Below are 23,879 nucleotides of genomic sequence, written 5' to 3'. Positions count from 1 at the left end.
TTGTGCCAATCTCAGATTTCGGCGTCTTGAGTGTCGGAGCCACCGAAGTGGATGCGTTTACCGAGAAAGACTCAGAACTGGCAAAACTCGTTGCCTCGAATCTTGAAGCTGCAATCTCACGAATCCAACGACACGAGGAGCTACAGGCTGAACGCGATTGGACACACACGTTGTTTGAAGGCTCCAACGATGCCATTTTTATTAGTGATTCAGATGCGAATTTCGTCCAAGTAAATCAGGCTGCTTGCGAGTTAACTGGCTATGAGCGAGAGGAACTCCTCTCGATGCGTATTCCCGATCTTCACGAAGAGATCGACTTACATGCCTATCGGGACTACCACGACCAAATTTTAGCCGGCGAACCAGCAACCACTGAAGCGAAACTGCTTCGGAGCGACGACAGTAAAATCGATGTGGAGTTCTCGAACCGTCGGATTGAACGCGGTGGGGCGGCCTATATGCACACCGTTGCGAGAGATGTGACGGAACAGCGGGAACGCCGACGTCGTCTGGAGTCATTTAAATCGGCTATCGAGAACGCGAGTGATGGGATTGCTATTTTGGAGAACGAGGAATACACGTACGTTGATCAAACGCATGCCGACATATACGGGTTCGAGGACAAAAACGAGTTACTCGGGCAAACCTGGCATGAGTTGTACACCGATCCCGTCGAGGTCGAGCGCATAGAGGATGAGGCGCTTTCAGCCCTCTGGTCCGATGGAGAGTGGAGAGGTACTGTAACTGCATCTCCAGAAGGCAAGGGAGAATTTCCGACCGAACTATCGCTGACACGCTTGGAAGACGATCGAATCGTCTGTGTTGTCCGTGACGTGTCTGAAAAATATCGGCGTCAAGCGGAACTTCGGGAGAACGAGCGGCGTTTCGAGTCGGTGTTCGAAGATCCTGAGATGCTGGTCGGATTACTGGAAACCACTGGTGAAGTGATCGATGTGAATGAAACAGCCCTGGAGTACGTTTCGCACGCTAAAGATGAGATGTTGGGGGAACCGATTTGGGAGGGGGAGTGGTGGTCACATTCTCAGACTCTACAGGACGATCTAAAAGACTGGATCGATCGAGCGGCGTCAGGCGAGTACGTCAGTTTCCAATCCGAATTCCCAACACCGGATGGTGAGATTCGGTTCTTTACTGGGACCATCCGCCCTGTTATAGGGGGATCAGGAGTCGAATCGCTCGTTATTTCCAGTCGTGATATTACGCCCCGTGAGCAGCGCCGTCGCGAATTAGAGACGTTCCAGCAGGCTGTCGAGGATGCGAAAGACGGCTTTGCTATTCTCAAGGATGGAGAATACACCTACATCGACGAGACACACGTGGATATGTATGGATTCGATGATACTGACCAACTCATCGGGAACTCCTGGCGGATGCTCTATGACGAAGATGAGGTAGAGCGTCTCGAGTCGGAAGCCTTCCCTGTTCTTGAGTCGGAGGGGCACTGGCGGGGCAAAGTAACCGGATCCCAACCGGACGGAACGACGTTCCCGGCCGAGATCTCTCTGACTATCATCGATGATGGTCCCCTCGTTTGTACTGTGCGCGATGAAACTGCAAGGCAGCAACGGGAACGTGAACTCGAACTCAAGGAGCAAGCGATCGACTCCTCGAATGTTGGGGTCATGATCACCGACCCACAGCGAGATGACAACCCGATCGAGTACGTAAATAAAGGATTCACCGACATTACTGGCTACCAGGAAGACGACGCTTTAGGTCGTAATCCACGTTTCCTCCAGGGACCCGAGACAGACCCAGAGGAACTATCGAAGCTTCGAGAGGCGATTGCGGCCGGTGAACCGGTAACAGTAGAGCTGAAAAACTACCGAAAAGACGGGAGTGAATACTGGAATCGATTGTCTGTCACGCCAGTCACTGATGCAGATGGGACGCTTTCGAAGTTTATTGGCATACAGCAGGACGTAACAGGTCGGAGGCGACGGACTCGGAGCCTGGCAGAACAGAACCGGAAACTCGAATTGGTTCTTTCTGGAACGGACACTGGTATTGCAGAGTGGAGTCTTGAGACGGATCAGATATCATTCGACGACACGCTTGTCGATTTACTTGGCCATGATCCGGACAAGTATGAAGACTTCATACAGATCGTCGCGCCAGAAGATAGAGATCGTGTTCGTGAGTCACTAGAACAAGTCGGGGAGATCAACGACTTGTCTGCGGATTTCAGAGTTATTGATGCCAACGAACAAATGCGATGGATACACACAGATGCTGTTCTGATACCCGATGACGAAACTGGAGAGAGACTTGTCGCGATTGCCACGGACATAACGGAGCAAAAACGACGGATTCGGCAGATTCAACAGGAGCGGAAGCGATTTGATATCCTCTCGGAAAGTCTCGAAGAATATGCCTTTGTACTTCTCGATGACGATGGACAGATCGACAGCTGGAACGATGGAGCAGCCGCCATATTTGGATATGACAAAGAAGCTGCAATTGGTATGCCAGCAGCAGAGTTACACCCTGAACAGGATCAAATACGTGGGATTGCTGATCGGTTATTAAAACAGGCATCACTCGCAGGAGAAAGTACTCACGAAGGAAAGAGAGTCCGTCAAGATGGATCGTCGTTTCCTGCAGAAGTCTCATATGCCCCCCTTCAAACTGAAGATGGAGTGTTCCTGGGATACGGGATGGTCATCAGAGATCTTACGAACCAGCGTCAACAGCGGCGTAGAACAGAGCGGTTCGTTGAGGAATCAGTCGACGTCGTGTCTATCTTAGATCGCGATGGGTGTTTCACCTATCTTAGTGGCTCTGCTGAACGGGTTCTTGGATATGATCCAACTCAGCTAAATCAAGAGAGTGTCTTTGATTATATCCATCCTGAGGATCGGGAACGTCTAATGGAAGCGTTTTTCGCCGCCGTGGAGGATCCCGATTCAAGTGTTCAGCTAGAGTTCCAAGCAAGGGATGCGGATGACGAGTGGATTACCGTAGAGGCACGTGGACGGAATCTCTTTGACGATGAAGCAATTGGTGGGTTTCTGCTATATATACGTGACATCAGTAATATACGAGAACAAACGAAAAAATTCGAATCCGTATTCAATCAAACGTTCCAATTGACGGGGCTGATGACCCAGAGTGGTGAAATCCTCGAGCTAAACGACCCCCTCAGGGAATTCGGCGGCATACGTATCGAGGAGAGCAGAGGCACACCACTCTGGGAGTGCCCTCTGTTCGCTCATTCGTCTGAAGTGCAAACTCAAATCAGACAGGCAGTTACTCAAGCATCTTCGGGTTCATTCGTTCGGTTCAACGTGGAAGCAGAAGGCGTTGATGGACTCGCCAACTTCGACTTCTCGGTCAAGCCGATCTCAAGCCAGCACGGGGAGCTTAGCTTCCTGGTATTCGAGGCACGAGATATCACAGCCCAGGAGCAACGTCGGCAACACGTCCAGGTCTTACACCGGATTATGCGGCACAATATCCGAAATGATCTGACGAAACTGAGAGGGTATGTCGATCTGCTTGCGTCGGACACAGAGACAGACACTCGTGAACAGCGCGCTGCGACGATCCGAGACATTCTCGACAAGTGGGAAAGAATGGCAAACAAGACCCAAGAGCTCCAGAATATACTCACGAGCGAGAGCGTTCTCGCTTCCCACCAGAGTGCTCAACAAATAGTTGAGGATATTCAAGACAAAAAAGAAGACGAACATGCTAATGCGAACATCACTATCACAGCCGACCACGATATAGAATCACAAATACCGAGTGAGCTTGATAAAGCGATTTCTGAGCTCGTTGAGAACGCCATCACAGCGAACGATACTGGGCATCCATCCGTACAGATCAGTGTCTCGCAAGCCGATGAACAGTGGGTAGAGGTTTGTGTTTCCGATACTGGGCCTGGACTCCCGGAAATGGAGAAAAATCTCCTCGAAACTGGCGAAGAAACGCCGCTAAGTCACGGGCAGGGACTCGGATTGTGGATGGTGCGGGCATTGGTGACTCGTGTCGGGGGGTCGATTTCAATTGAAACCTCGGGCGATGGGAGTGAGATCAGACTGGAAGTTCCCACCCGACCGACTCGAGAGGAGTCACAAAAACCGGGTATCGTGTCGTAAACTATGACCCAAAACGGAAACACAAAAATTCTGGTCGTCGAGGATGACCAAAATTTGGCTGAGTTGTATGCAGAGTGGCTCGCAGACCGCTATGTTGTCGAAAGCGCGTACTCTGGCGAAGAAGCCTTGGAAGCGTTCGATGCGACTGTCGATATCGTTCTTCTGGATCGGATGATGCCCGGGTTATCCGGCGGAGAGGTTCTCACGCGACTCAGACAATATGAGTCGAACTGTCAAGTGGTCATTGTCTCTGCGGTGACACCGGACTTCGATATCGTCAAAATGGGATTCGATGCGTATCTCGAAAAACCCGTTGAAGCTGACGACCTCGAAGACGTTATTTCCCAGATGCTCACTCGTGCAGAGTATAACGAGGATCTGCAAGAGTTGTTCTCGCTGATAGAACGCCAATCGACCTTGGAAGCCGTCATGGACGCAGATACCCTCGAAACGAGCCCGAAATACCAGACACTTACGGACCAAATCACAGAACTCGAGGATAAAGTCGAACGGTATCTCCAGAACCTGCCAGATAGGGATTTTCGAGTGGCTATTGAGCGCCTGCAACGAACAGCAGCAGAGCGCAGGGAACAACAGCAGTACCAGTCCCTCACTGAAGACGTACTGGACACATCAGAGGAAGGGGTCGTTGTAATTAATCGTGACGGACAGGTGGTGTGGGCTAACGAAACTACCGAAGAATTACTCGGAGTTGATAGAGACGATATCCAAGGGTCTGACTACAGTCGAATTGCTTCTGAATCGTACCAGGAATATCCCTCAGGTGAGCAAACACTGTGTGACCTCGTAACTCATTCTCTAGAGAATATGAATTCCGAAGTCGAAGCCATCGTCCGTATCCCTGAGACGGCTTCGAAAGAGCAGCAGTGGTTGGAGTACTGGAGCGGGCCGATTCAAACTGGTCTTTATGCAGGCGGGCGAATTGAACACTACCACAACATTACAGAGAGATACGCGTATGAACAACAGCTTGAGGATCTGCACGCGGTTTCCCGCGAGCTAATGACAGCGGACTCGGAACGTAGCATCGGTGAGACCGTAGCCACTGCCGCAATAAGTGAACTCGGATTCGAGTTTGCCGCGATATATACACGAGAAGAGCACACGGGACACTTGGTCCCACTAGCACACGCATCCACGGAGGATGGTACTGAAATCGAACTTCCTTCTATCTCTGAAGGAGACAAACCAGTCTGGACGACCTATGTGACTCGAACGGAACAGTTGAGCCCCGAAGACGAAGACGTTGCAGATACTCGGTCGAGCCAGTGGTTAGCAGAGGAGTTCTCGTCGTGGCGTCTCTACTCACTAGAAGCAGAGGGGGTTCTGTTGGTGGGGATGACCACGACGCCAGAGATTTCCTCAAGAAAGAACAAATTGGCAAAAACGTTAGCAGCGAACGCAGCAAGCGCATTCGAACGAACAGCACAAGAGGAGGCCCTTCGGGAACGCGACCAGCGGTTAAACGAGCAAAACGAACGGCTGACACGACTGGATCGCATCAACACACTGATACGGTCGATAAGTGCCACGGTTATCAGTGCAAATACACGAGACGAACTGGAGCAAGAGGTCTGTAATGCTCTAGCTCACCTGGATCTGGTTAGTGGGGCCTGGGTCGGAAAAAAAGATATTAATACGAATACGATCGAGGTCAGAGCCAAAACGGAGTCGCTCACATATCAAAAAGTGGGAGCGGACGACGGTTCAGCAGATGACAATAACCAACGGAGTAACTCTACATTGCCACCTGCTGAACGGGCATACAGGATTGGAGATTCGGTCGTGGAGAGCGACTTAATGACCGCTCGCTCCGAAACGGAGTGGGAACAAGACGCACTGAAGAATGGCACTAACTCGATTGTGGCTGTACCACTACAGAGCGAGGCTTCGATCCTTGGCGTATTAGAAGTCCACTCCAAACTGCCAAACGCTTTCGCTGAAGAAGAGGTGGCAGCCCTCACAGAGCTCGGTCAGATAATAGGTCACAGGATATCAGCACTCCGTCAAAAAGCAGCGCTTCTATCCGGTGGGGGCACAATCCTTGAGATCCAGTTTGAGGACGATACTGGCCTTGGAACTCTTGTTTCGGATATAGAGACGGATCTCGAAGTGTTGAATGTAGTGACTGATAGTCCACATAACCTCCTGTTCGCGCGATTGACCGGAGAAAACGTGACTCCCGAGGCGTTCGAAGCTGCTGGTTTCGATCCAGAGACGGTCATTTTGAGCGACTCTCGAAATGGTATCTACTGTAAAATCCCGGTGCGGAACAGCAGCTTTTGCGAGAAACTGACCGACCAAGGAGTTGCGATAAATCAAATCACAAACGCTTCCGAGTCCAACGAGATCGTGGTTTCAGTAACCGTGCCATTCACAGTCGACGTCGGAGAATATCTGAATTCACTCCGGGAAGACTACAGCGATCTCACCCTGTTATCCAAACTGGATAGTGAGCGGGGAGAAACCAATACCTCTCTCTCAGCACGTCTTGATGGAGCTCTTACCGCCCGGCAAAAAGAAGTCTTGCAGACGGCGCTCTACGCAGGGTATTTTAATTGGCCGCGGGATGCAGATTCAACGTCGATTGCCAAGACTCTCGATATCGCACAGTCAACGTTCAACCAGCATCTTCGAGCTGCTGAGTCTAATCTGCTGACGACTCTCTATCAGGATTCAACCGAGCCGTGACCTGCCTCAGTATCACGTTCTGCAGTACTCGGGCTGTCCTGCTTGTCGACATTCGGAGAACTGGCTCCAAATAGTGGTCCTTTCCATATAGGCATTGAATTTGGCAACCCGATATTAGAGGGTAGAAGACGTTTGATTGTAGAATATGTGGATTATGTATGGCCGAAAGCTCTCCGCACCGAGAGTCCAGACCCAAAGGATGGAGTACGGATTCGCTCATTATACGGGAATTTGACAGACCCGTTTGTGTCTCGGAGGCGGTTATTGAGACACTTATGGAAGCTGTCGAAGACTGGCCGGACCTCAACAGATCGCCTCCGGTATTCGAATTCGTGGATGCAGACAAGTTAGATGGCTTGTTCAAAACGCGTGCAGTCGACGAGACCAGCCATATGCCCTCTGTGGAGTTTCTCTTTCAGCACGCACTTGTGACGGTTCTGTATGGATCAACAGTGCGTGTCATCGTCGAACGAGATGCGTGAGTGAGAACAGATGACCCATTCCAGTACCGTTCTGATCGTCGAAGACGAAGAGAATCTCGCTGACTTGTTCGGTATTTGGCTACAGGAGCAGTTCGAGGTTCATGTGGCCTATTCCGGGGAAGATGCACTGGAAATCTTTGCTGAGGAACCGATTGATATTGTCCTTTTAGATCGTCGAATGCCGGGACTGTCTGGCACGGAAGTGCTACAATCAATTCGTGAAGGCGGCGATGACCAGCAGGTGATTATGATAACAGCTGTTCAGCCAACGGAAGACCTAGCGTCCATCGATGTGGATGACTATCTTCTCAAACCAATCGACCGGACGAAGCTTCTTCGAGCTGTGGAAGCTGCGGAGCTGGTTCTAACATACGAAGATTCACTCACAGAGCTTCTCTCACTCACCGCGAGGAAAGCCACGTTAGAAGCGAACCTTGACAAAACAGAGCTGGAAAAGGACGAGCGATACCGCGGTCTCCTCCAGAGAATACGGGAGTTGGAAGAAGAAGCTGATACGACACTCCAGCGTCTCGAGACAGATTATCAGATCGATATGCTGGTCAGAGACCAGCGTATCGGCTCCCAACCTGTAGAACAGTTCTGATATGAAACGAGGAACCGTGACAGCCACGAATTGTGCTACCAGCGGCAATATCGCAGTACTCGCACAAAATAAATATCCGCTGCTCATCGGATTGATCTTAGTACGAGCTATAGATGCGAGCCTTACGTACTATGGGCTGAGTGTCGGACTGCGAGAAGCCAATCCCATTGTCGTACGCGTGATCGAGGCTCTCGGGGTAATCCCCGGGCTATTCTTTCTCTCGTCGGTGTCACTGGTTTTATTATTGTTTCTTGGTGAATACCTGCTTCCAGGAGTCGCACAATCGAGACATAACATCAATCTTTGGAGCAACGTAGCATACCTTTCAGTTTTGATCGTATGGAGCGCTGTGTCGCTTCATAATATGGTACTCATTTGGATATGAGATTGATCGAGTTTGTCGGTTTATTATTGTATGTTTCAATTGTGTTAATTGTATCATTTGCTATGCTGCTTTTTCTGTTTTAATTTCTGCTATGAAAGTCCAAACCCTCATTTTATAAACGGTATAGGAGGATGTCTTAGCCCTGCGGCAACTCACGGATCAAAACTGGGTGGATAGTGTATTGGTACCTATTAGCAGAGGCAATCTACGAGTTACACTATACATAGAGGTATAAAACACATACTGTATATGAATAATTATTCTGATGGACTATGACCCAACCAGGCAGCGAATCATTATGGCTGTGGCTAGGGACAGCGGGAATGCTCATTGGTATGCTGTACTTCATCGCTCGCGGATGGGGTGAAAAGAATAGACGCCGTCAAGAGTTCTATATTGTCACGATATTCATCACTGCTATCGCATTCGTAAACTACCTGAGCATGGCACTTGGATTCGGCTTGACGACAATCGAGATCGGCGGTGAGGAGCTACCGATTTATTGGGCACGGTATACCGATTGGCTGTTCACAACGCCACTCTTACTCATCGATCTCGGACTGCTTGCCGGGGCAAACCGAAACCAACTGTCTACACTCGTTGGCCTTGACGTGCTGATGATCGGCACCGGTGCCGTGGCAACGCTATCGACAGCCGGTGTGCTGCTCAGCCCTGTCGGGGATCGCATTATTTGGTGGGGAGTCTCGACGGGCTTCTTATTGGTGTTGCTATACTTCCTCTTCGGCACCCTAACCAAAGAAGCAAGCCAATTATCGGGAGCCGCGCGATCAACGTTTAGCACTCTTCGGAACCTCATCGTAGTCGTTTGGCTGGTCTACCCAGTATGGTGGATCCTCGGCACGGAGGGGCTCGGAGTGATCAGCCTCTATAGCGAAACAGCTGGGTTCATGGTGCTAGACCTCGTCGCGAAGGTGGGCTTCGGTATCATCTTGCTATCGAGCCGCGATGTTCTCAACGCAGCCGGCGATACTACTGGTGCGGCGCTAGGAGACGCAGACCCCACAGACTAATTGCGCAAGTGAGTCTGGTAACTGTAACCATCGACGAGAAACGTGCCCTCGGAAAACGGTTTTTACCGAGTCAATACAGAAGCTCAAGTGCCGAAGCAGTGCTGCGCAGTATGAAAAACTTGACGTCGAGAATCAACTGTTAGTCGACATCTATTGTAGCACACAATCAAAACCACTTACCGCTGATTTCGATAACGATTTGATCGCTCGGGGTCTCATAAAATCCAATAAATCCAGTGAATAGCCAGTTGCATGGGGCAGAATAACAACTGTTCCCAAACTTTTTTAAATCCGAATTATGCCACTCGCTGGGTAGGCCCTGGAGCACCTGAACTGATTAACTCATAACCCTGTTCACCCTCAAAACTGGATTGCAAATAGTGAACCCAATACTTAGATGTTGACAATATTGATCAGGTACATGTATTGGGTTCAGAATTATATTCTTCCTCAAGAATAATCGAACCGGATACCTCTCAAACTGGTATCCAGCGAAGCGTCAGAGGCACACTCACCCCCACCCCCCCCGCTTAATTAAATATAACACGAGTTTTGAGTTCGTTATATCTTTATAGACTGATGCCCCACACCAGTCAGTCCTGTCGGACTACGTTTCGACGGATCGCCCAACAGAAATACGGTGAGTGGCCGGCGTACAATTCGACACCACTGTACGATCGAACGTCACTCGCCGGACTGGAATCAGATATCCGGACAGTCTCGAAGACGTGGTTCGACTACGAGAGCCACGACTCCATCGAGGAGTTCGTCTGTGTTCTCCCGCTAGCCTACTTCCGGTTCAGCGCCCACGACCGATATGCGGGGCTGACACGCTACCAGATGGACACTCTCTTCCGGGTGTTCGTCCTGCAAGAATGCCACGGGTGGGAGCACGAAACCGCACTCGTCGGCTACCTCGGGAATCGTCCTGACCTCTGCGAGCAATTGGGTTTCGAGACGATCCCGGACCAGTCGACACTGTGGCGAAGTTGGCACAAGCGGTTCACCGCTGACCTCCGGGAGACAGTCGAGACAGCGGCTCGAACAATCCTCATCAAAGCCCAGAATGCGGGTGTCTCGGTCCCGCGTGAACCAGAACGAAAGCTCCGATACCACGGGAACGAGTCTGGTGAGTCAGAACCGGACGATCAAACCGTGCTGGAGCAGGCGGAGAAGATCACTGACCACGTCAGTCACGTCGTCTCCCCGGCATTCTCGCTGGATCGTGGGGACGGCTGTGAAATTCACGAGAACGCGTACTGGGATTTGCAGACGTATCTCGGACTTCGTGAGAGCCTCGCTGCAAATGAGGGGGCTCGCAGTTTCGTCTACGAGTCCACTCGGGAGCGGACACCACTCGGGCACGCTCATCGTGACCACATTCGCAACCTCTCGATACCGGAGGTTCGAGAGATGTACCGACAGTCAATTCGACAACTCATCGACGAGGTCGCAGAGACAGAGGAGTTCTTCCGCGCAGGGATCGTCGCCATCGACATCACTGAAGCCGACCCCTTCACAGGCGACCGCACGGGTCACGAGGACGAAATCATCGGAACGAAAGAGAACACCGACGAGTACGCCTATCAGTGGGCGACAGTCCAGTTGGTCGGCAACGCTATCCCACTCGTCCTTGATGCCCGCCCGGTGCGGAAAGGCGAGTCACGCAAGGAGATCGTCGGGGACTTGCTGGATTCTGCTGAAGAGCTCGTCCACGTCGATAACGTGCTAATGGACCGAGAGTTTGATAGTCAGCACGTCCTGGAGATGCTCAGCCAGCGTGGCTTGTCGTATGTCGTGCCGAAGCGGATGCAGACCAGCGAGAAGGCTCAGGCTAAGCGATTGCTCCAGCGTGACCAGGACCGCTACGAAACTGACCGGAAACTCCATCTCGGGAATAACGAATGGCACGAAACGACGCTGATCTATCGGCGGAAAGAGGACGCAGAGCACGACGACTATCGACAGTACTCGCTGTTCATGTCGAATTGCGGGAGGGGTCACCTCACTGAGTATGGCTACAGGTGGGAAATCGAGAGCGGGTACAAGTCGATCAAGCGGTTCATGGCTGCCACCACGTCGAAGGATTTCGGGTTGCGGTTCTTCTACTTCGCATTTGCGTGTCTGTTGTACTCGATTTGGCGAGCTGTCGACTTGCTCGTACAGGTCGAATTGACTGGTGAGTACGAGCACGCACCGATTGTGACGGCGGACAATACGCTCACACTGCTGAAGAAGGAGATCGGAATCGGGTAGATAGCCGCTCAGCCTGGGCTAATGTCGATTTTCTGAGTGGCAACGCTCCGAGAGTCTGAGAAGTTCACCGATAGAGTTGGGAGTGCAACAGAAACGGACGGGTGAGACGCGATTTGACTCAGTTCTCGGGAATCAATTCGTCCGAAACCACGCATCATAGACCTGCTAAATCCGGTGTAGTCTCAACTTCCACGGCTTGACAGTAGTTGAGACTGGCTCTCTCAATGCATACGGGATGGAACCGATCTGAGCAGTCTGTCGAAGACGATGGGTTGGACGGTGAAACGGAACTGCTGTTTCCCATGGTTCCAGATTCACAGAGTCGTTTATTTTCCAGTGACATAACCGAAGGACACATTCGGATTCGGACACAAAAGAACCGCATGGATAGCGATGAGAGATTGAGCTCACAGACAACTCCCAAACTGGAGGATGTCTCATCGCTCGACCGGCTTCCGCTGCACTCAACTGATCTGTTGACGCTGCTTGACCCGTCAGGCGTCGTGCTGTACGAGAGTCCATCTATCGAGCGCCTCTACGGGTACGATCAGGAGGAACTGGTCGGGGAGCAGGTTGCCGAGTACTTCCATCCCGAGGATCGAGACCGGGTCGTCGAAGCGTTCTCCGCAATCGTCTCCGACGACGGCAACCACGTCGAAACCGTCGAATACCGCCACGAGATGGCAGACGGTTCTTACAAGTGGATCGAAACTACCGGCTCTTCGAACCCGACGACCGACGGGAACTACGTCATCAACTCCCGGGACATCTCCGAGCGGAAACAGCGAGAACGGCAACTCCAGCGGACCCGCGAGCAGGTCCAGTCCGAACGCGACGGGAAGGAGGCCATCCGCCAACTCCTGTTGCAGACTTCAACCGATCGGGAAATCGCCATGAGCGTCTGCCGATTGCTCGTTGACGCCTACGGCTACGAGGCCGCCTGGGTCGTCCGGAAGCAGGGAACACGAGGTGAGGACCCGAACCCGGTGGTCATTGCCGACTGTGGCCACGATCGGGGCTTCTTCGGAGACGAAGAGCGTGTTATCGATGGGGCAACACGACAGACGCTCGCCACGGACGGCGCTGTGACGGTCACGACTGATATCGACGATGAGTCGGAGATCGTCGCCCGACTGGAGCGATGTGGACTGTCCTCGGTCCGGTCGGTGCCCCTGGACCACGAGGGCCTGTCCTACGGCGCGCTCACCGTGGTCCGGACGGATGCCGGCAGCGACGTGACGGAGGAGCTGGTCGACGAGTTGGCGGCCGCGCTCGCGTTCAAACAGCATGTCCACCGCCAGCAGGAGGCGCTTGGCGGCGAGACGGTTACGGAACTCACAGTCCGGTACATGGGTGATCACGTCCTGGTGGCCCTTTCGACGGCGCTAGCTGCCGACGACAGCGAAAACGAGAGCCCTGAACTGGTCGTCGAGGAGCTGCAGGGCAGTGGTGTCTCAGGTGTACCGTACCTGATCAAAACAGCGGCTGTTGACGCCGAGACGCTCCGGACGACTGCAGCGGGGCTCCCGTCGGTCCAGGAGGCGACCGTTGTCACAGAGTCGGAGACAACGGTCGTGTCCCTCCATACCGACGCACAGTCGATCAGGGAACTCATCGGTGGCCACGGCGAGGTCCTGCGCTCGATCACCACCCATGACGACCGTCTGGACCTGACCGTGGAGTTCCCGCGCCGGACCGACGTCGGTGCGATAGTCGACAGCGTGCAGGACCACTGGCCGAAAGCAACAATGCATGCTTGTACCGAGCGGGCTGTTGACGACGATCACCCGAGTGCCTTCGGCGAGTTGACCAGAAAACAGGAAGACGCACTCCGAGCGGCCTCACTAGCGGGCTTTTTTGAGCGCCCACAGCAGGCCAGCGCCGAGGACGTAGCCGAAACGCTCGACTGTTCGGCTTCGACGTTCCTCCATCACTTGCGTAACGCCGAGCGAGCTGTCTTCGAGGAGACCTTTTTCCACGACGGGCGAGTCGACTAAGTCGACGGCACATCGTTCGTTCCTACTGGTTGTTCGGTTGTCATTGTTGCGTATATTTGCAAGCCATCTTTACACCGGGATGATGCGTAGTAGATTCCTACGTGGAGTCGTTAGCATATCTCCTCTGTGACCCGGCCGAGGTGGGAAGCGCAGTCAGTTTTGGCGGCGACCGGCACCGGCAGACGGCGGAAGTCGATGAGAGACACCAGCGTCGTATCGTCGGTCACGTGAGCGCAGCAGCGGGTCAGGCAAGCAGTGGGACGCACCCGTGTCGGGCAGTGAGGCGGTCCCAAGGGCGGTGGTCGTCGTGACCAATAGGTCACGTAGACTGCTGGCGGTGTATCTCGTCGCCATCGTGGGGCTGGCGGTGCTGGCGACTAGTACCGGGTTCGTCGGGACCGCTACGGCCGCGGCGGGCAACACCGCACCGGACTGTAGCGGAGTGAGCTACGCTGATGGTGACAACGACGGAAAACTCGACGTGGATAGCGTCGACAGACTGCAGTGTATCGAGAACAAAGGGCTGGGCAAGGACTACGAACTCACGAGTGACATCAACGCCAGCGGGACCAGCAAGTGGAACGGCGGCAACGGCTTCGACCCTATCGGTGACTCGGGCTCGCAGTTCACGGGCACCTTCGACGGCGCGGACCACACGATTTCGGACCTCTCCATCGACCGGGGTGGGACTGATAATATCGGACTGTTCGGGGAGGTGGACGGTGGCACTATCGAGAACGTTGGCGTCGAGAACGCCGACATCACCGGCAACACCGTGGTGGGCGGCCTCGTCGGTCGCAACTTTGGCACGGTCACCGAGTCGTACGCGACCGGCAACGTCTCCGGAGACAGCGCCGTGGGCGGCCTCGTCGGGTACAACTCTGGCACGATCAACGACTCGTACGCGACCGCCAACGTCTCCGGAGACAACTACTTCGTGGGCGGCCTTGTCGGGCAAAACGCCGCCACGGTCGGGGAGTCGTACGCGACCGGCAACGTCTCCGGAAGCAGCTACGTCGGCGGCCTCGTCGGGGACAACGTCGGTGATGTCACCGAGTCGTACGCGACCGGTAACGTCTCCGGAACCGGCTACGTGGGCGGCCTCGTCGGGAGCAACAGCGGCACAGTCACCGACAGCTACTGGGACAAGGGAACGACGAACCAGTCCGATGCCATCGGCGAAGGAAGCGGGAGCGGTCTCATCGGCTTTGGCTCGACTAGCGACACCACCCCAGCCCCGGAGATGACCGGCGGGGACGCCCCCACGAACATGAGTGCCTTCGCGTTCCCCGACGGCGCTGGAACGTGGCACGCCACCAACGCCTACCCCGCGCTCGCGTGGCAGGACACCGACCCCTTCTACGGCTTGACTATCGACTCGACCACCTCGCCGGTCGGTGTAGCCGATACCCTCGACGTGACCGCGACCGTCACGAATTGGGCGACAGACGGCAGCCAGCAGTCGATCACCCTGACCGACACCGACTTCACAGATAGCCAGCAGGACAGCAGCGCCGTCACCCTCGCCAGCGGCGACTCCCAGCAACTGACGCTGTCGTGGGAAACCAGTCCCAGCACCAGCACTGGAACTGGCGACGTGAGCGTCGCGAGCGAGAACGAGACGGCAACCCAGAGCGTCACGGTCAGCCTCTACGCTGGCGGTGACGGCTCCACGGACAATCCCTACGAAATCGCGAACTGGTATCACCTCAACAACACCCGAGAGAACCTCGACGCGGAGTTCATCCTGACCGCCGGCCTCGATTCGAACACCGCTGGCTACGACGACGTGGCGAGTTCGTCAGCCAACGGTGGCAACGGCTTCGATCCCATCGGCGACGACAGCTCGCGGTTCACAGGCACGTTCAACGGCACCGGACACACGATTTCGAACCTCTCCATCGACCGAGGGGGGACTTTTGATGTTGGACTGTTCGGGTACGTCAACGGTGGCATTATCGAGAACGTCGGCGTCAAGAACGCCGACATCACCGGTAAGGAACGAGTGGGAGGCCTCGTCGGGAAGAACTTCGGCACAGTCAGCAACTCCTACGCGACCGGCAACGTCTACGGAGACAAGGAAGTGGGCGGCCTCGTCGGGTTCAATTTCGGCAACACGACTGCGTCCTACGCGACCAGCGATGTCTCCGGGACGGGCAACGACCTGGGCGGCCTCGTCGGGTCCAACGTTGGCAACACGAGTGGGTCCTACGCGACCGGGAATGTCTCCGGAACCGGAATGAAAAACGTGGGGGGCCTCGCCGGGGTTAGCGAAGGGGAGATCACGGAGTCGAACGCGACCGGCATTGTCTCTGGAAACAATCTCGTCGGTGGCCTCGTCGGAGTGAACACCGGCACGGTCACCGAGTCGTACGCGACCGGCAACGTCTCCGGAACCGGCGACGTCGTGGGCGGCCTTGTCGCACGAAACTTCGGGGCAACAGTCACCAAGTCGTACGCGACTGGGTCCGTCACTGGGATCAAAGGCGTTGGAGGTCTCGTCGGCATAAACAGCGGTATAAGTAGCGCGGAAGTCTCGGAATCGTACGCGGCCGGTTCCGTCACTGGGACCGACGACGTGGGTGGTCTCGTCGGAGTGAACAATCGCACAGTCAGCGACAGCTACTGGGACACGGCGAGGACCAACCAGTCCGACGGCGTCGGGAGAGATGCCGGTGGCACCGCCACTAACATGGTCGGACTCACGACCCCTGAGATGACCGGCGACCGCGCGGCGGGGAACATGGGACCGTTTGACTTCTCCAGCACCTGGCAGACGACCGGAGACGACGGCTCCGTCGATGACTACGGCGTCTTCTACTCGACGCTACAGAACAACACTCAGCAGCCCGCACCCAGTGCCACACTCTACGCTGGCGGTGACGGCTCCGCGGGAGCGCCCTACGAAATCGCGAACTGGTACCACCTCGACAACGTGCGGGAGAACCTCGACGCCAACTTCACACTGACCGCCAATCTCAACAAGACGACGGCGGGCTACGACTTCGTGTCGAACTCTACAGCCAACGGCGGGGACGGCTTCGACCCGATCTGGGAAACTGGCTCGCAGTTCACTGGGACCTTCGACGGGGCAGGTCACACGATTTCGGGGCTGCGGATAGCGCGTCCCGGCGCCCCTGACGAGATGGACGGCACTGACGCCGCACTGATAGCGACACTGGCCAGTGGCGGTGTCGTCTCCGATATCACGCTCGTCGACGCCGAGATCACCGCTGGCGACGGCGGCAATTCCAGTACTGATACCGAGGCTACCGCTGGCGATGGTGGTGACGCTGCTGGTCTCGTCGCGACGAACAACGGCACAATAACCGACAGTGCGGTCACACAGACGACAATTACAGCCGGTGCCGGTGGGGACGTCAAGCCCGACTCCCTGACAAAAACAAATACGGACCACACTGGGGGGACTGGTGGTCACACAGGCGTGATAACCGCTATCAACAACGGCCACGTGAGCGCTTCCTCAACGAGTAACGTCACTGTCACCGCCGGGCCCGGGGGCAAATCAAACGCGGATGAAGATGGTTCCAACGGCGGTACTGCGGGCGGTCTGGTGGGAACGAACACGCATAGGATTACAGAATCGTTCAGCACCAACGCGACCGTCACCGCCGGTGCTGGTGGGGCTGCCGACCACGATAGACCCCAGACTGCACCTAACGGCGGTGCTGGTGGTCCCGCTGGTGGACTCGTCGGACAGAACACGGGCACCATAGACGCGTCGTTCGCTGTCAACACGACTGCCGCTGGCGGTGGTGGCGGACAGGGCGGTGACGGTACGTCCGGTGGGAACGGTGGTGCCGGTGGTGCCGCAGGCGGCTTGGTGGGCGTAAACGACGGGACTGTCACCGAGACGTATGCCGCTGTCGTGACGCTTACTGGCGGGGACGGCGGCCCAGCTGGAACTGGTAGTCCCGGAAAAGATGGTGAGACCGGTGGGGTACTCGGCGTGAACACCGACTCTGTCACCGACTCGTACTGGGACGAAAAAGCGACGGCTACGACTGTGGGAGTCGGGAACACTGCCGACGACGGGGTCGCCGGGTTACAGACCGTCGAGATTCAACGCTTCGCCCCGCTCGCCAACATGGACGGGTTCTCCTTCGAGAGCCCCGAGACGTGGCTCGTCACGAGCGGCTACCCCGCCCTGGCCTGGGAGTCAGTCACCGAACTCACCGTCGACACTGTCGAGGCCACGTCACCGACGGGCGACGAGGACGAATCGGGAACCATCACCGTCACCGCAAAGGAGAGCGGAACCGACACCGGCGAGGGCGTCACCATCGAAGTCGTCTCCGATGACGGCCTCGACGGCTTCGCTGACGACGACACGAAGGTCACCGACGCGAACGGAGAGGTCACCTTCACCTTCGACGAACCTGACGACGGAACCTACAGCCCCGAGTTCGCGTGGGCCGACGATACGAGCGTCTCGACCACGCCGACCGTCACCGTCCAGAACGCGCCCGAAGTGGCCTCCATCACGCGGGCGAGCGGTGAATCGAACCCCACCAATGCCGACAGCGTCGACTTCGCGGTGACGTTCGACGGGGCAACGAGCGGACTGTCGGTCCCGAAAGACGATTTCGTGCTGACTGGGGACAGTGGCGTCACCTCGGGCGCAAGCATCCAAAGCCCCACCGGCAGCGGAGACACAGGGACGGTCACCGTCACTGGGGTCAGCGGCGACGGCACACTCGGCCTCAAAATCAACGACAACGATAATATCCAGAACGACAACGGCGTGCCGCTGGGCGGAGTTGGCACCAGTGGGAGCGCCGACGGCTCATACAGCAGCGGCGAGTCGTTCACCATCGACAACACCAGTCCAGGGTTCGATACCAGCACCAGTGCGTCGCTCAACGAGGAAAGCACAGCGAGCGACTTCCTGAACGTGGATGCCGGTGACGACGGCACACCGGGCTCGGAAGTGTCCGACTACAGCCTCGCTAGCGGCGCTGGGACTGACGCCAGCGCGTTCAGCATCGACAGCGCCACCGGCGAGATTTCCCTCGATAGCGAGCTGGACCACGAGAGTCCGACAGACGACGATGGCAACAGCGACTACGAACTGACCGTGATGGCCACTGACGACGCGGACAACACGGACACGCAGGACATCACTATCACCATTGGTGATGTAGACGAGACTCCAATATTCACGTCTGGAACGTCCTCGAATATCGCCGAAGACCGCCGGGACAACACCAATGTTATTGATATCAACGCCAACGTCGGTGGCAGTGCCGATGCGGGCATCGACAGCTATCAGTTTACCGGCGGCAACGGCGACAATGCTTTCGCCATCGACAGCAGTGGCCAGATTACCATCAACGACGCCAGCAAACTCGACCACGAGGTTTCCGCCAGTCGCCGTGTGACTGTCAAAGCCAGCGAGGGCGCCGAGAGTGCCACAGAGACCATCAATATCGGCATCACAGACGTCGACGAGACGCCATCCTTCGCCGGCGTCGGCGACCAGACCGTCTACGAATCGTCCGGTGCTGGCACGAACGTCATCGACATCGACGCCGACGTGAACGCAAACGGCGCGACGCCGGCCGATACCGGCGTGAGCTACGCGCTAACCAGCGGCAACGACGACGTAGCGAACGACGGTGGCGGTGCCTTCGCCATCGATAGTTCGGGCCAGATCACCATCAACGACGTCGACGATATCGACGAATCCGCACAGAGCAGTTTCACGCTGCGCGTCGAGGCCAGCGAGGGGAGTCAGAGCAATACGCAGGACGTGACTATCACCGTCACTGACGACGTTTCGCCCTCGTTCGAGTATGCGTCCAGTACACCAGCCGACGGCGCAACAGACCACGCCCCGAGCGAGGATATCAACCTCAAGTTCAACGAGGACGTGACACTCGGGAGCGGCGACATCAAGATCGTCAACGACGGTGACGACTCCAGTACCAATACCCTCGACGTGACCAGCGGTGACGTGACCGTCTCGGGTAGCACCGTCACCCTCAGTCCGGCGAGCAATCTGGAAGCAGATACGGCCTACCACGTCGAAATCCTCTCGGGAGTTATCTACGACCGCTTCAGCAACCCCGCCGCTGCCGTAACGAATTACAACTTCCAGACAGCCGATACCGACCCGAGTTTCACACAGGGAACGTCGACCTCGCTCACAATCGACGAGGACGGTTCGGCAGACCTGAAGAATGCCCTGAAGGTGAAAGATATTTCACCGAGTGACACGCTGACGTGGACGGTCGACAGTGGGCCCAGTAACGGAGCGCTCAGCGGCATCGATGGGAAAACACTCGGCATCTCGGGAAGTGCGAGTCCGCACACGCTCGGTACGTCACCGACGTACACGCCCGATGCCGACTTCAATTCGGGGGACTCGTTCGACGTGACGATATCCGATACTAAGCCGGGCCTCTCGACCGACACCATCACCGTCGACGTGACCGTTGAGGCTGTCAACGACGCGCCGACACTGTCGGTCTCGACAAGCGACCTTACCTTTACAGAAGATGAGGCTGCAGTCACCGTGTTCACCTCGGCGAGTACGTTTACCGTCGAGGAGGGCCAACAGGTCGAGCGTCTCGACTTCACCGTCAGCAACGTTGCTGACGGCAACAACGAGCGACTGACCGTCGACGGCAGCAGTGTCGCCCTGACCGATGGCACCTCCGTGTCGACCAACAACAACGGGCTCACTGCAGGCGTCAGCGTCTCGGGCAGTACCGCCACGGTCACCGTCGACGGGGGACCATTCAGTGAGTCGACCGCGAACACGATCATCGATAACCTCGCCTACGAGAACACTGACGACGCTCCCACGACCGGCAGCGGCCGGATCATCACCATTACGAAACTCGTCGACGACGGCGGCACCACCAGCGGCGGCGACGACACGACGACTCCCTCAGACTTCGGTACCGTCTCGCTCACCGCCGTCAACGACGCGCCGTCGATTACCATCGGGAGCGACCAGACCACGAACGCAGACACCACCGAACAGACGGTGACCGACTTCGCCACCAGGTTCGACCCTGGCGGCGGCGAGAGCCAGGGCATCAGCGACTTCATCGTCACGAACGACGATAACACGCTGTTCGCTAAGCAACCGGACATCAGCAACGACGGCGACCTCACGTACACGCCGGCCGACAGCGTCGACAGAACCGCAACAGTGAGTGTCCAAGTCGTCGACGACGGCGGCACCACCAACGGCGGGGAGGACACCTCGTCGACGAAGACGTTCGACATCAATGTCGATACCGAAGCACCGTCGTTTTACTCGGTGTCGAACCCCTCGATGGACGAAAACACTGTCAACGCGCTCGACGTGAACGCCGACGACGGGAGCGGCACGGATACCGGAGTTACGTACTCGCTCGTCGGCGGTGCCGACCAGTCGGCGTTCAGTATCGACTCGAACACGGGCGAGCTGTCGTTCGATAGCGCGCCGAACTACGAGAATCCGACCGACTCGAACATTGACAACAGCTACGTGGTCGACGTGCAGGCTGACGACGGCGTCGGGAACACCAACACACAGACGGTCACCGTCGACGTAACCGACGTAAACGAATCCCCGACAGCCCCCGACGACAGTTCACAGTCCACCGACGAGGACAGCACCGTCTCGGTGGCCGACGGCGATGCCGCGGACCTGCTGACGCTGGCGAGTGACCCCGACGCCGGCGACACGCTGTCGTTCGACACCATCGACGACACCAGTTTCAGCAGCGGGACACCAGTCACGCTGGGCTCCGGTGCGACCGTTACCGTCGACAGCGACGGATCCTGGACCTACGACCCGAACGGCCAGTACGAGTCATTCGACAGTGCAGATTCCACGACGGATACGTTCACTTACACGGTCGCGGACAGCAACGACGACACAGCCCAGGGAACGGTCACTGTCAGCATCGCTGGCGTCAACGACGCGCCGACGGCTATCAGCCTGAGCAGTGCCAGCGTCGACCAGTCCAGCGGCACCAACGCAGTAGTCGGGAGACTTTCGGCCGCGGACGTTGACGATAACAGCCATACGTTCTCGCTGGTCAGCGGGGGCGGTGATGGTGACAATGCTGAATTCAACGTCGACAGCGGCGACCTGCGTGCGGACGACGCCGGCTCGCTCGCTGAAGGGGACTATGACGTTCGCCTCGAAGCCGACGACGGCAGTGGTGGCACGTACGAGAAAGCAGTCACGATCAGCGTGACCGACGATATCGCGCCTACCATCACGTCGAGTACGCCGGCCGACGACGCCACTGGTGTCAGCGAGACCACCGACATCACGATCACGTTCAGTGAGGATGTCGTCTTTGGGTCGGGATCAGTTATCTTGCGGGAGGACGACGGCGGCTTCAGCAACTCGGAGACGTTCGACGTGAGCACTGATACCGGGGGCGGCGACGGAACGGTCTCGATCTCCGGACGCAACCTGACGATCACTCCCACAAGCGAGTTTACCTCAAGTACGGAGTATGCCGTCCAAATTGACGCGGGAACACTCACCGACACGGCCGCGTCGCCGAACGACTTCGGCGGCATCGGTGACAATGCTACCGTGAACTTCACGACGACCGACTCGATGCCACCGACCGCAAGCGTCGGCCCGGATGCGACCGTCGGCGAGGGAGAATCGGTGAGTTTCGACGGGACCGGCTCGACCGACAACGTCGGGATTGTCAGCCACGACTGGGACTTCGACGACGGTGACACGGCCATCGGCGCAACAACCACACACACGTTCGACAACGCTGGTACCTATGAGGTGGAATTGACCGTCGCCGACGCCCTAAACAACGAGGCAACTGCTATCCGGACGATCACTGTCGAATCGACTGGCGGCGGTGGTGACGACAGTAGTGGTGGGAGTAGCGCTCCCGCCGACACTGATGACGGCCAGCCTTCCGCGGACGAGGACACCACCCACGTCGTCACCGGAACCCGCTCGGACGACGGCACAGCCTCGTTCAACGTGGCCGACTCCGGTGGGTATGGGTCCATCACGCTTGACCTCCGCGGGACCGCCACGGATGACTCTCAGTCTGCGGCCGGGAGTGACGGCAATGATGCGGACGATGGCGTGGATACGGACACAGTCGTGGTCGACCGCCTGTCGATCACCCCGACGGAGAGTGCTACCCGCGAGTTCGAACTGTCGGTGCGGACGTGGTCAGCCGACAGCATAGAACCCGGAAACGAGACCGACGACGCCGGGACAGTTGTGACGGCACCCGCCAACCAGGGGAGAGCAAACTATAGCAGCCGCACGGACACGCGAGCGTTTCTCAATATAACCGGGTCAGTACCCGTGGGCTACGTTGAGGTGACCCACACGAACCCAGACACAGACATTGAGAACGTCACGTTCCGGTTCCGGATCCAGAAAGTCTACTTAGATGAGAGGGATGTCGCCCCGAGTACTGTTGCGCTCTATCGCAACGAAACCGACGGGTGGAGCCATCTCCCTACCGAAGACGTCGGTTCGAACGGCAGTTACTACCTCTTCGAGTCGGTATCACCGGGCCTCTCGCTGTTCGCTATCGGCTCCAGCGGCCCGACGTTCGTCATTGAGCGTGCCAGCGGCCCAGCAGACACGCTTACCATCTCCGAGCCGGTCACTGTCGACGCGACAGTCCGTAATCTCGGCAGGGCGGCTGGGGCCTACACTGCCGAGTTGCGATCCAACGGAACTGTCGTTGCCGCCAGAGAAGTCGAACTTGCCCCGAATTCGACGCGGACTGTGTCGCTCTCGTTCACGCCAGCGGATCCTGGCGAGTACACGCTCACGGTCGGCACAGTTGTAGCTGGGACGGTCTCGGTCCAGTCAGATGAGGTCCTGAACGCGTCGACACCAGCCCCAACAGAGCAAGCGAACCCGCAACAGACCCCAGGGACCACAGGAGAATCGACCCAGCCAGCAGGTGACAACGGGGACACGGAATCGGCCACCGACGCGAGTGGGCCCGGGTTCGGCGTCGCTGTGGCGTTCGGTGTACTCTTGACGGTGGTCATCGTCTTAGCTCGGCGCCAGTCGTAACGCTGCCTCCCCGCTGTGTCGCGAAGAAGACGCGTTTTTGAGCGAGTCGTGTTCTGCGTCTCGTAGTGACTGCAACTCGTGAGTCTCGCCGGAGTGTCTTCCGACAGATTGCCCGCCGACCACACGCTGATTGGCCAGTATACGATGCGACGCCGCTGTACGAGCAAAGCTCGCTCGACGGGCTGGAGTCAGATGTTCGGATAGTCTCACAAACCTGGTTCAAACACGACCGCCACGAGT

At 56.7% G+C, this 23,879-nt stretch carries 9 protein-coding genes; all 9 read left to right on the top strand.

Annotation, left to right across the window (positions count from 1 at the left end; translation table 11 throughout):
• The first annotated feature begins 2 nt into the window (after positions 1–2).
• On the top strand, positions 3–4,121 hold the full coding sequence (locus tag DP106_RS04655) for a PAS domain S-box protein (protein ID WP_120083739.1): 4,119 nt from the start codon (positions 3–5) through the stop codon (positions 4,119–4,121).
• 3 nt (positions 4,122–4,124) lie between these two features.
• Positions 4,125–6,833, top strand: a complete 2,709-nt coding sequence (locus DP106_RS04650) for a response regulator (protein ID WP_120083738.1) — start codon at positions 4,125–4,127, stop codon at positions 6,831–6,833.
• Positions 6,834–6,991: 158 nt separating this feature from the next.
• On the top strand, positions 6,992–7,315 hold the full coding sequence (locus DP106_RS16515; RefSeq protein WP_165857821.1) for a HalOD1 output domain-containing protein: 324 nt from the start codon (positions 6,992–6,994) through the stop codon (positions 7,313–7,315).
• A 10-nt stretch (positions 7,316–7,325) separates the two neighbouring features.
• A complete protein-coding gene (locus tag DP106_RS04640; RefSeq protein ID WP_120083735.1) occupies positions 7,326–7,919 on the top strand; it encodes a response regulator in 594 nt (197 codons plus the stop codon).
• 1 nt (position 7,920) lies between these two features.
• Positions 7,921–8,304, top strand: a complete 384-nt coding sequence (locus DP106_RS16510) for a DUF5658 family protein (protein WP_120083733.1) — start codon at positions 7,921–7,923, stop codon at positions 8,302–8,304.
• A gap of 272 nt (positions 8,305–8,576) precedes the next feature.
• Positions 8,577–9,335: a bacteriorhodopsin gene (locus tag DP106_RS04630; protein ID WP_120083732.1), complete on the top strand. Its 759-nt coding sequence runs from the start codon at positions 8,577–8,579 to the stop codon at positions 9,333–9,335.
• Positions 9,336–9,914: 579 nt separating this feature from the next.
• Positions 9,915–11,591: a transposase gene (locus tag DP106_RS16215; RefSeq protein WP_120083731.1), complete on the top strand. Its 1,677-nt coding sequence runs from the start codon at positions 9,915–9,917 to the stop codon at positions 11,589–11,591.
• Between the two features lie 383 nt (positions 11,592–11,974).
• On the top strand, positions 11,975–13,588 hold the full coding sequence (locus tag DP106_RS04620; RefSeq protein WP_165857820.1) for a PAS domain S-box protein: 1,614 nt from the start codon (positions 11,975–11,977) through the stop codon (positions 13,586–13,588).
• 307 nt (positions 13,589–13,895) lie between these two features.
• Positions 13,896–23,639, top strand: coding sequence for an Ig-like domain-containing protein (locus DP106_RS04615; protein WP_133305095.1), 9,744 nt, complete (start codon positions 13,896–13,898; stop codon positions 23,637–23,639).
• The last annotated feature ends 240 nt before the right edge of the window (positions 23,640–23,879 follow it).

Origin of the sequence: Halonotius pteroides (genome assembly GCF_003605635.1) — an archaeon.
Classification (GTDB): domain Archaea; phylum Halobacteriota; class Halobacteria; order Halobacteriales; family Haloferacaceae; genus Halonotius; species Halonotius pteroides.
The sequence above is the reverse complement of the archived record's forward strand: the minus strand, read 5'-3'. Positions and strand labels throughout refer to the sequence as shown.

Coding starts and splice junctions, on each gene's coding strand:
- DP106_RS16215 (WP_120083731.1), top strand. CDS start 9,915: ATGCCCCACACCAGTCAGTCCTGTCGGACTACGTTTCGACGGATCGCC.
- DP106_RS04640 (WP_120083735.1), top strand. CDS start 7,326: ATGACCCATTCCAGTACCGTTCTGATCGTCGAAGACGAAGAGAATCTC.
- DP106_RS16510 (WP_120083733.1), top strand. CDS start 7,921: ATGAAACGAGGAACCGTGACAGCCACGAATTGTGCTACCAGCGGCAAT.
- DP106_RS16515 (WP_165857821.1), top strand. CDS start 6,992: ATGGCCGAAAGCTCTCCGCACCGAGAGTCCAGACCCAAAGGATGGAGT.
- DP106_RS04630 (WP_120083732.1), top strand. CDS start 8,577: ATGACCCAACCAGGCAGCGAATCATTATGGCTGTGGCTAGGGACAGCG.
- DP106_RS04650 (WP_120083738.1), top strand. CDS start 4,125: ATGACCCAAAACGGAAACACAAAAATTCTGGTCGTCGAGGATGACCAA.
- DP106_RS04620 (WP_165857820.1), top strand. CDS start 11,975: ATGGATAGCGATGAGAGATTGAGCTCACAGACAACTCCCAAACTGGAG.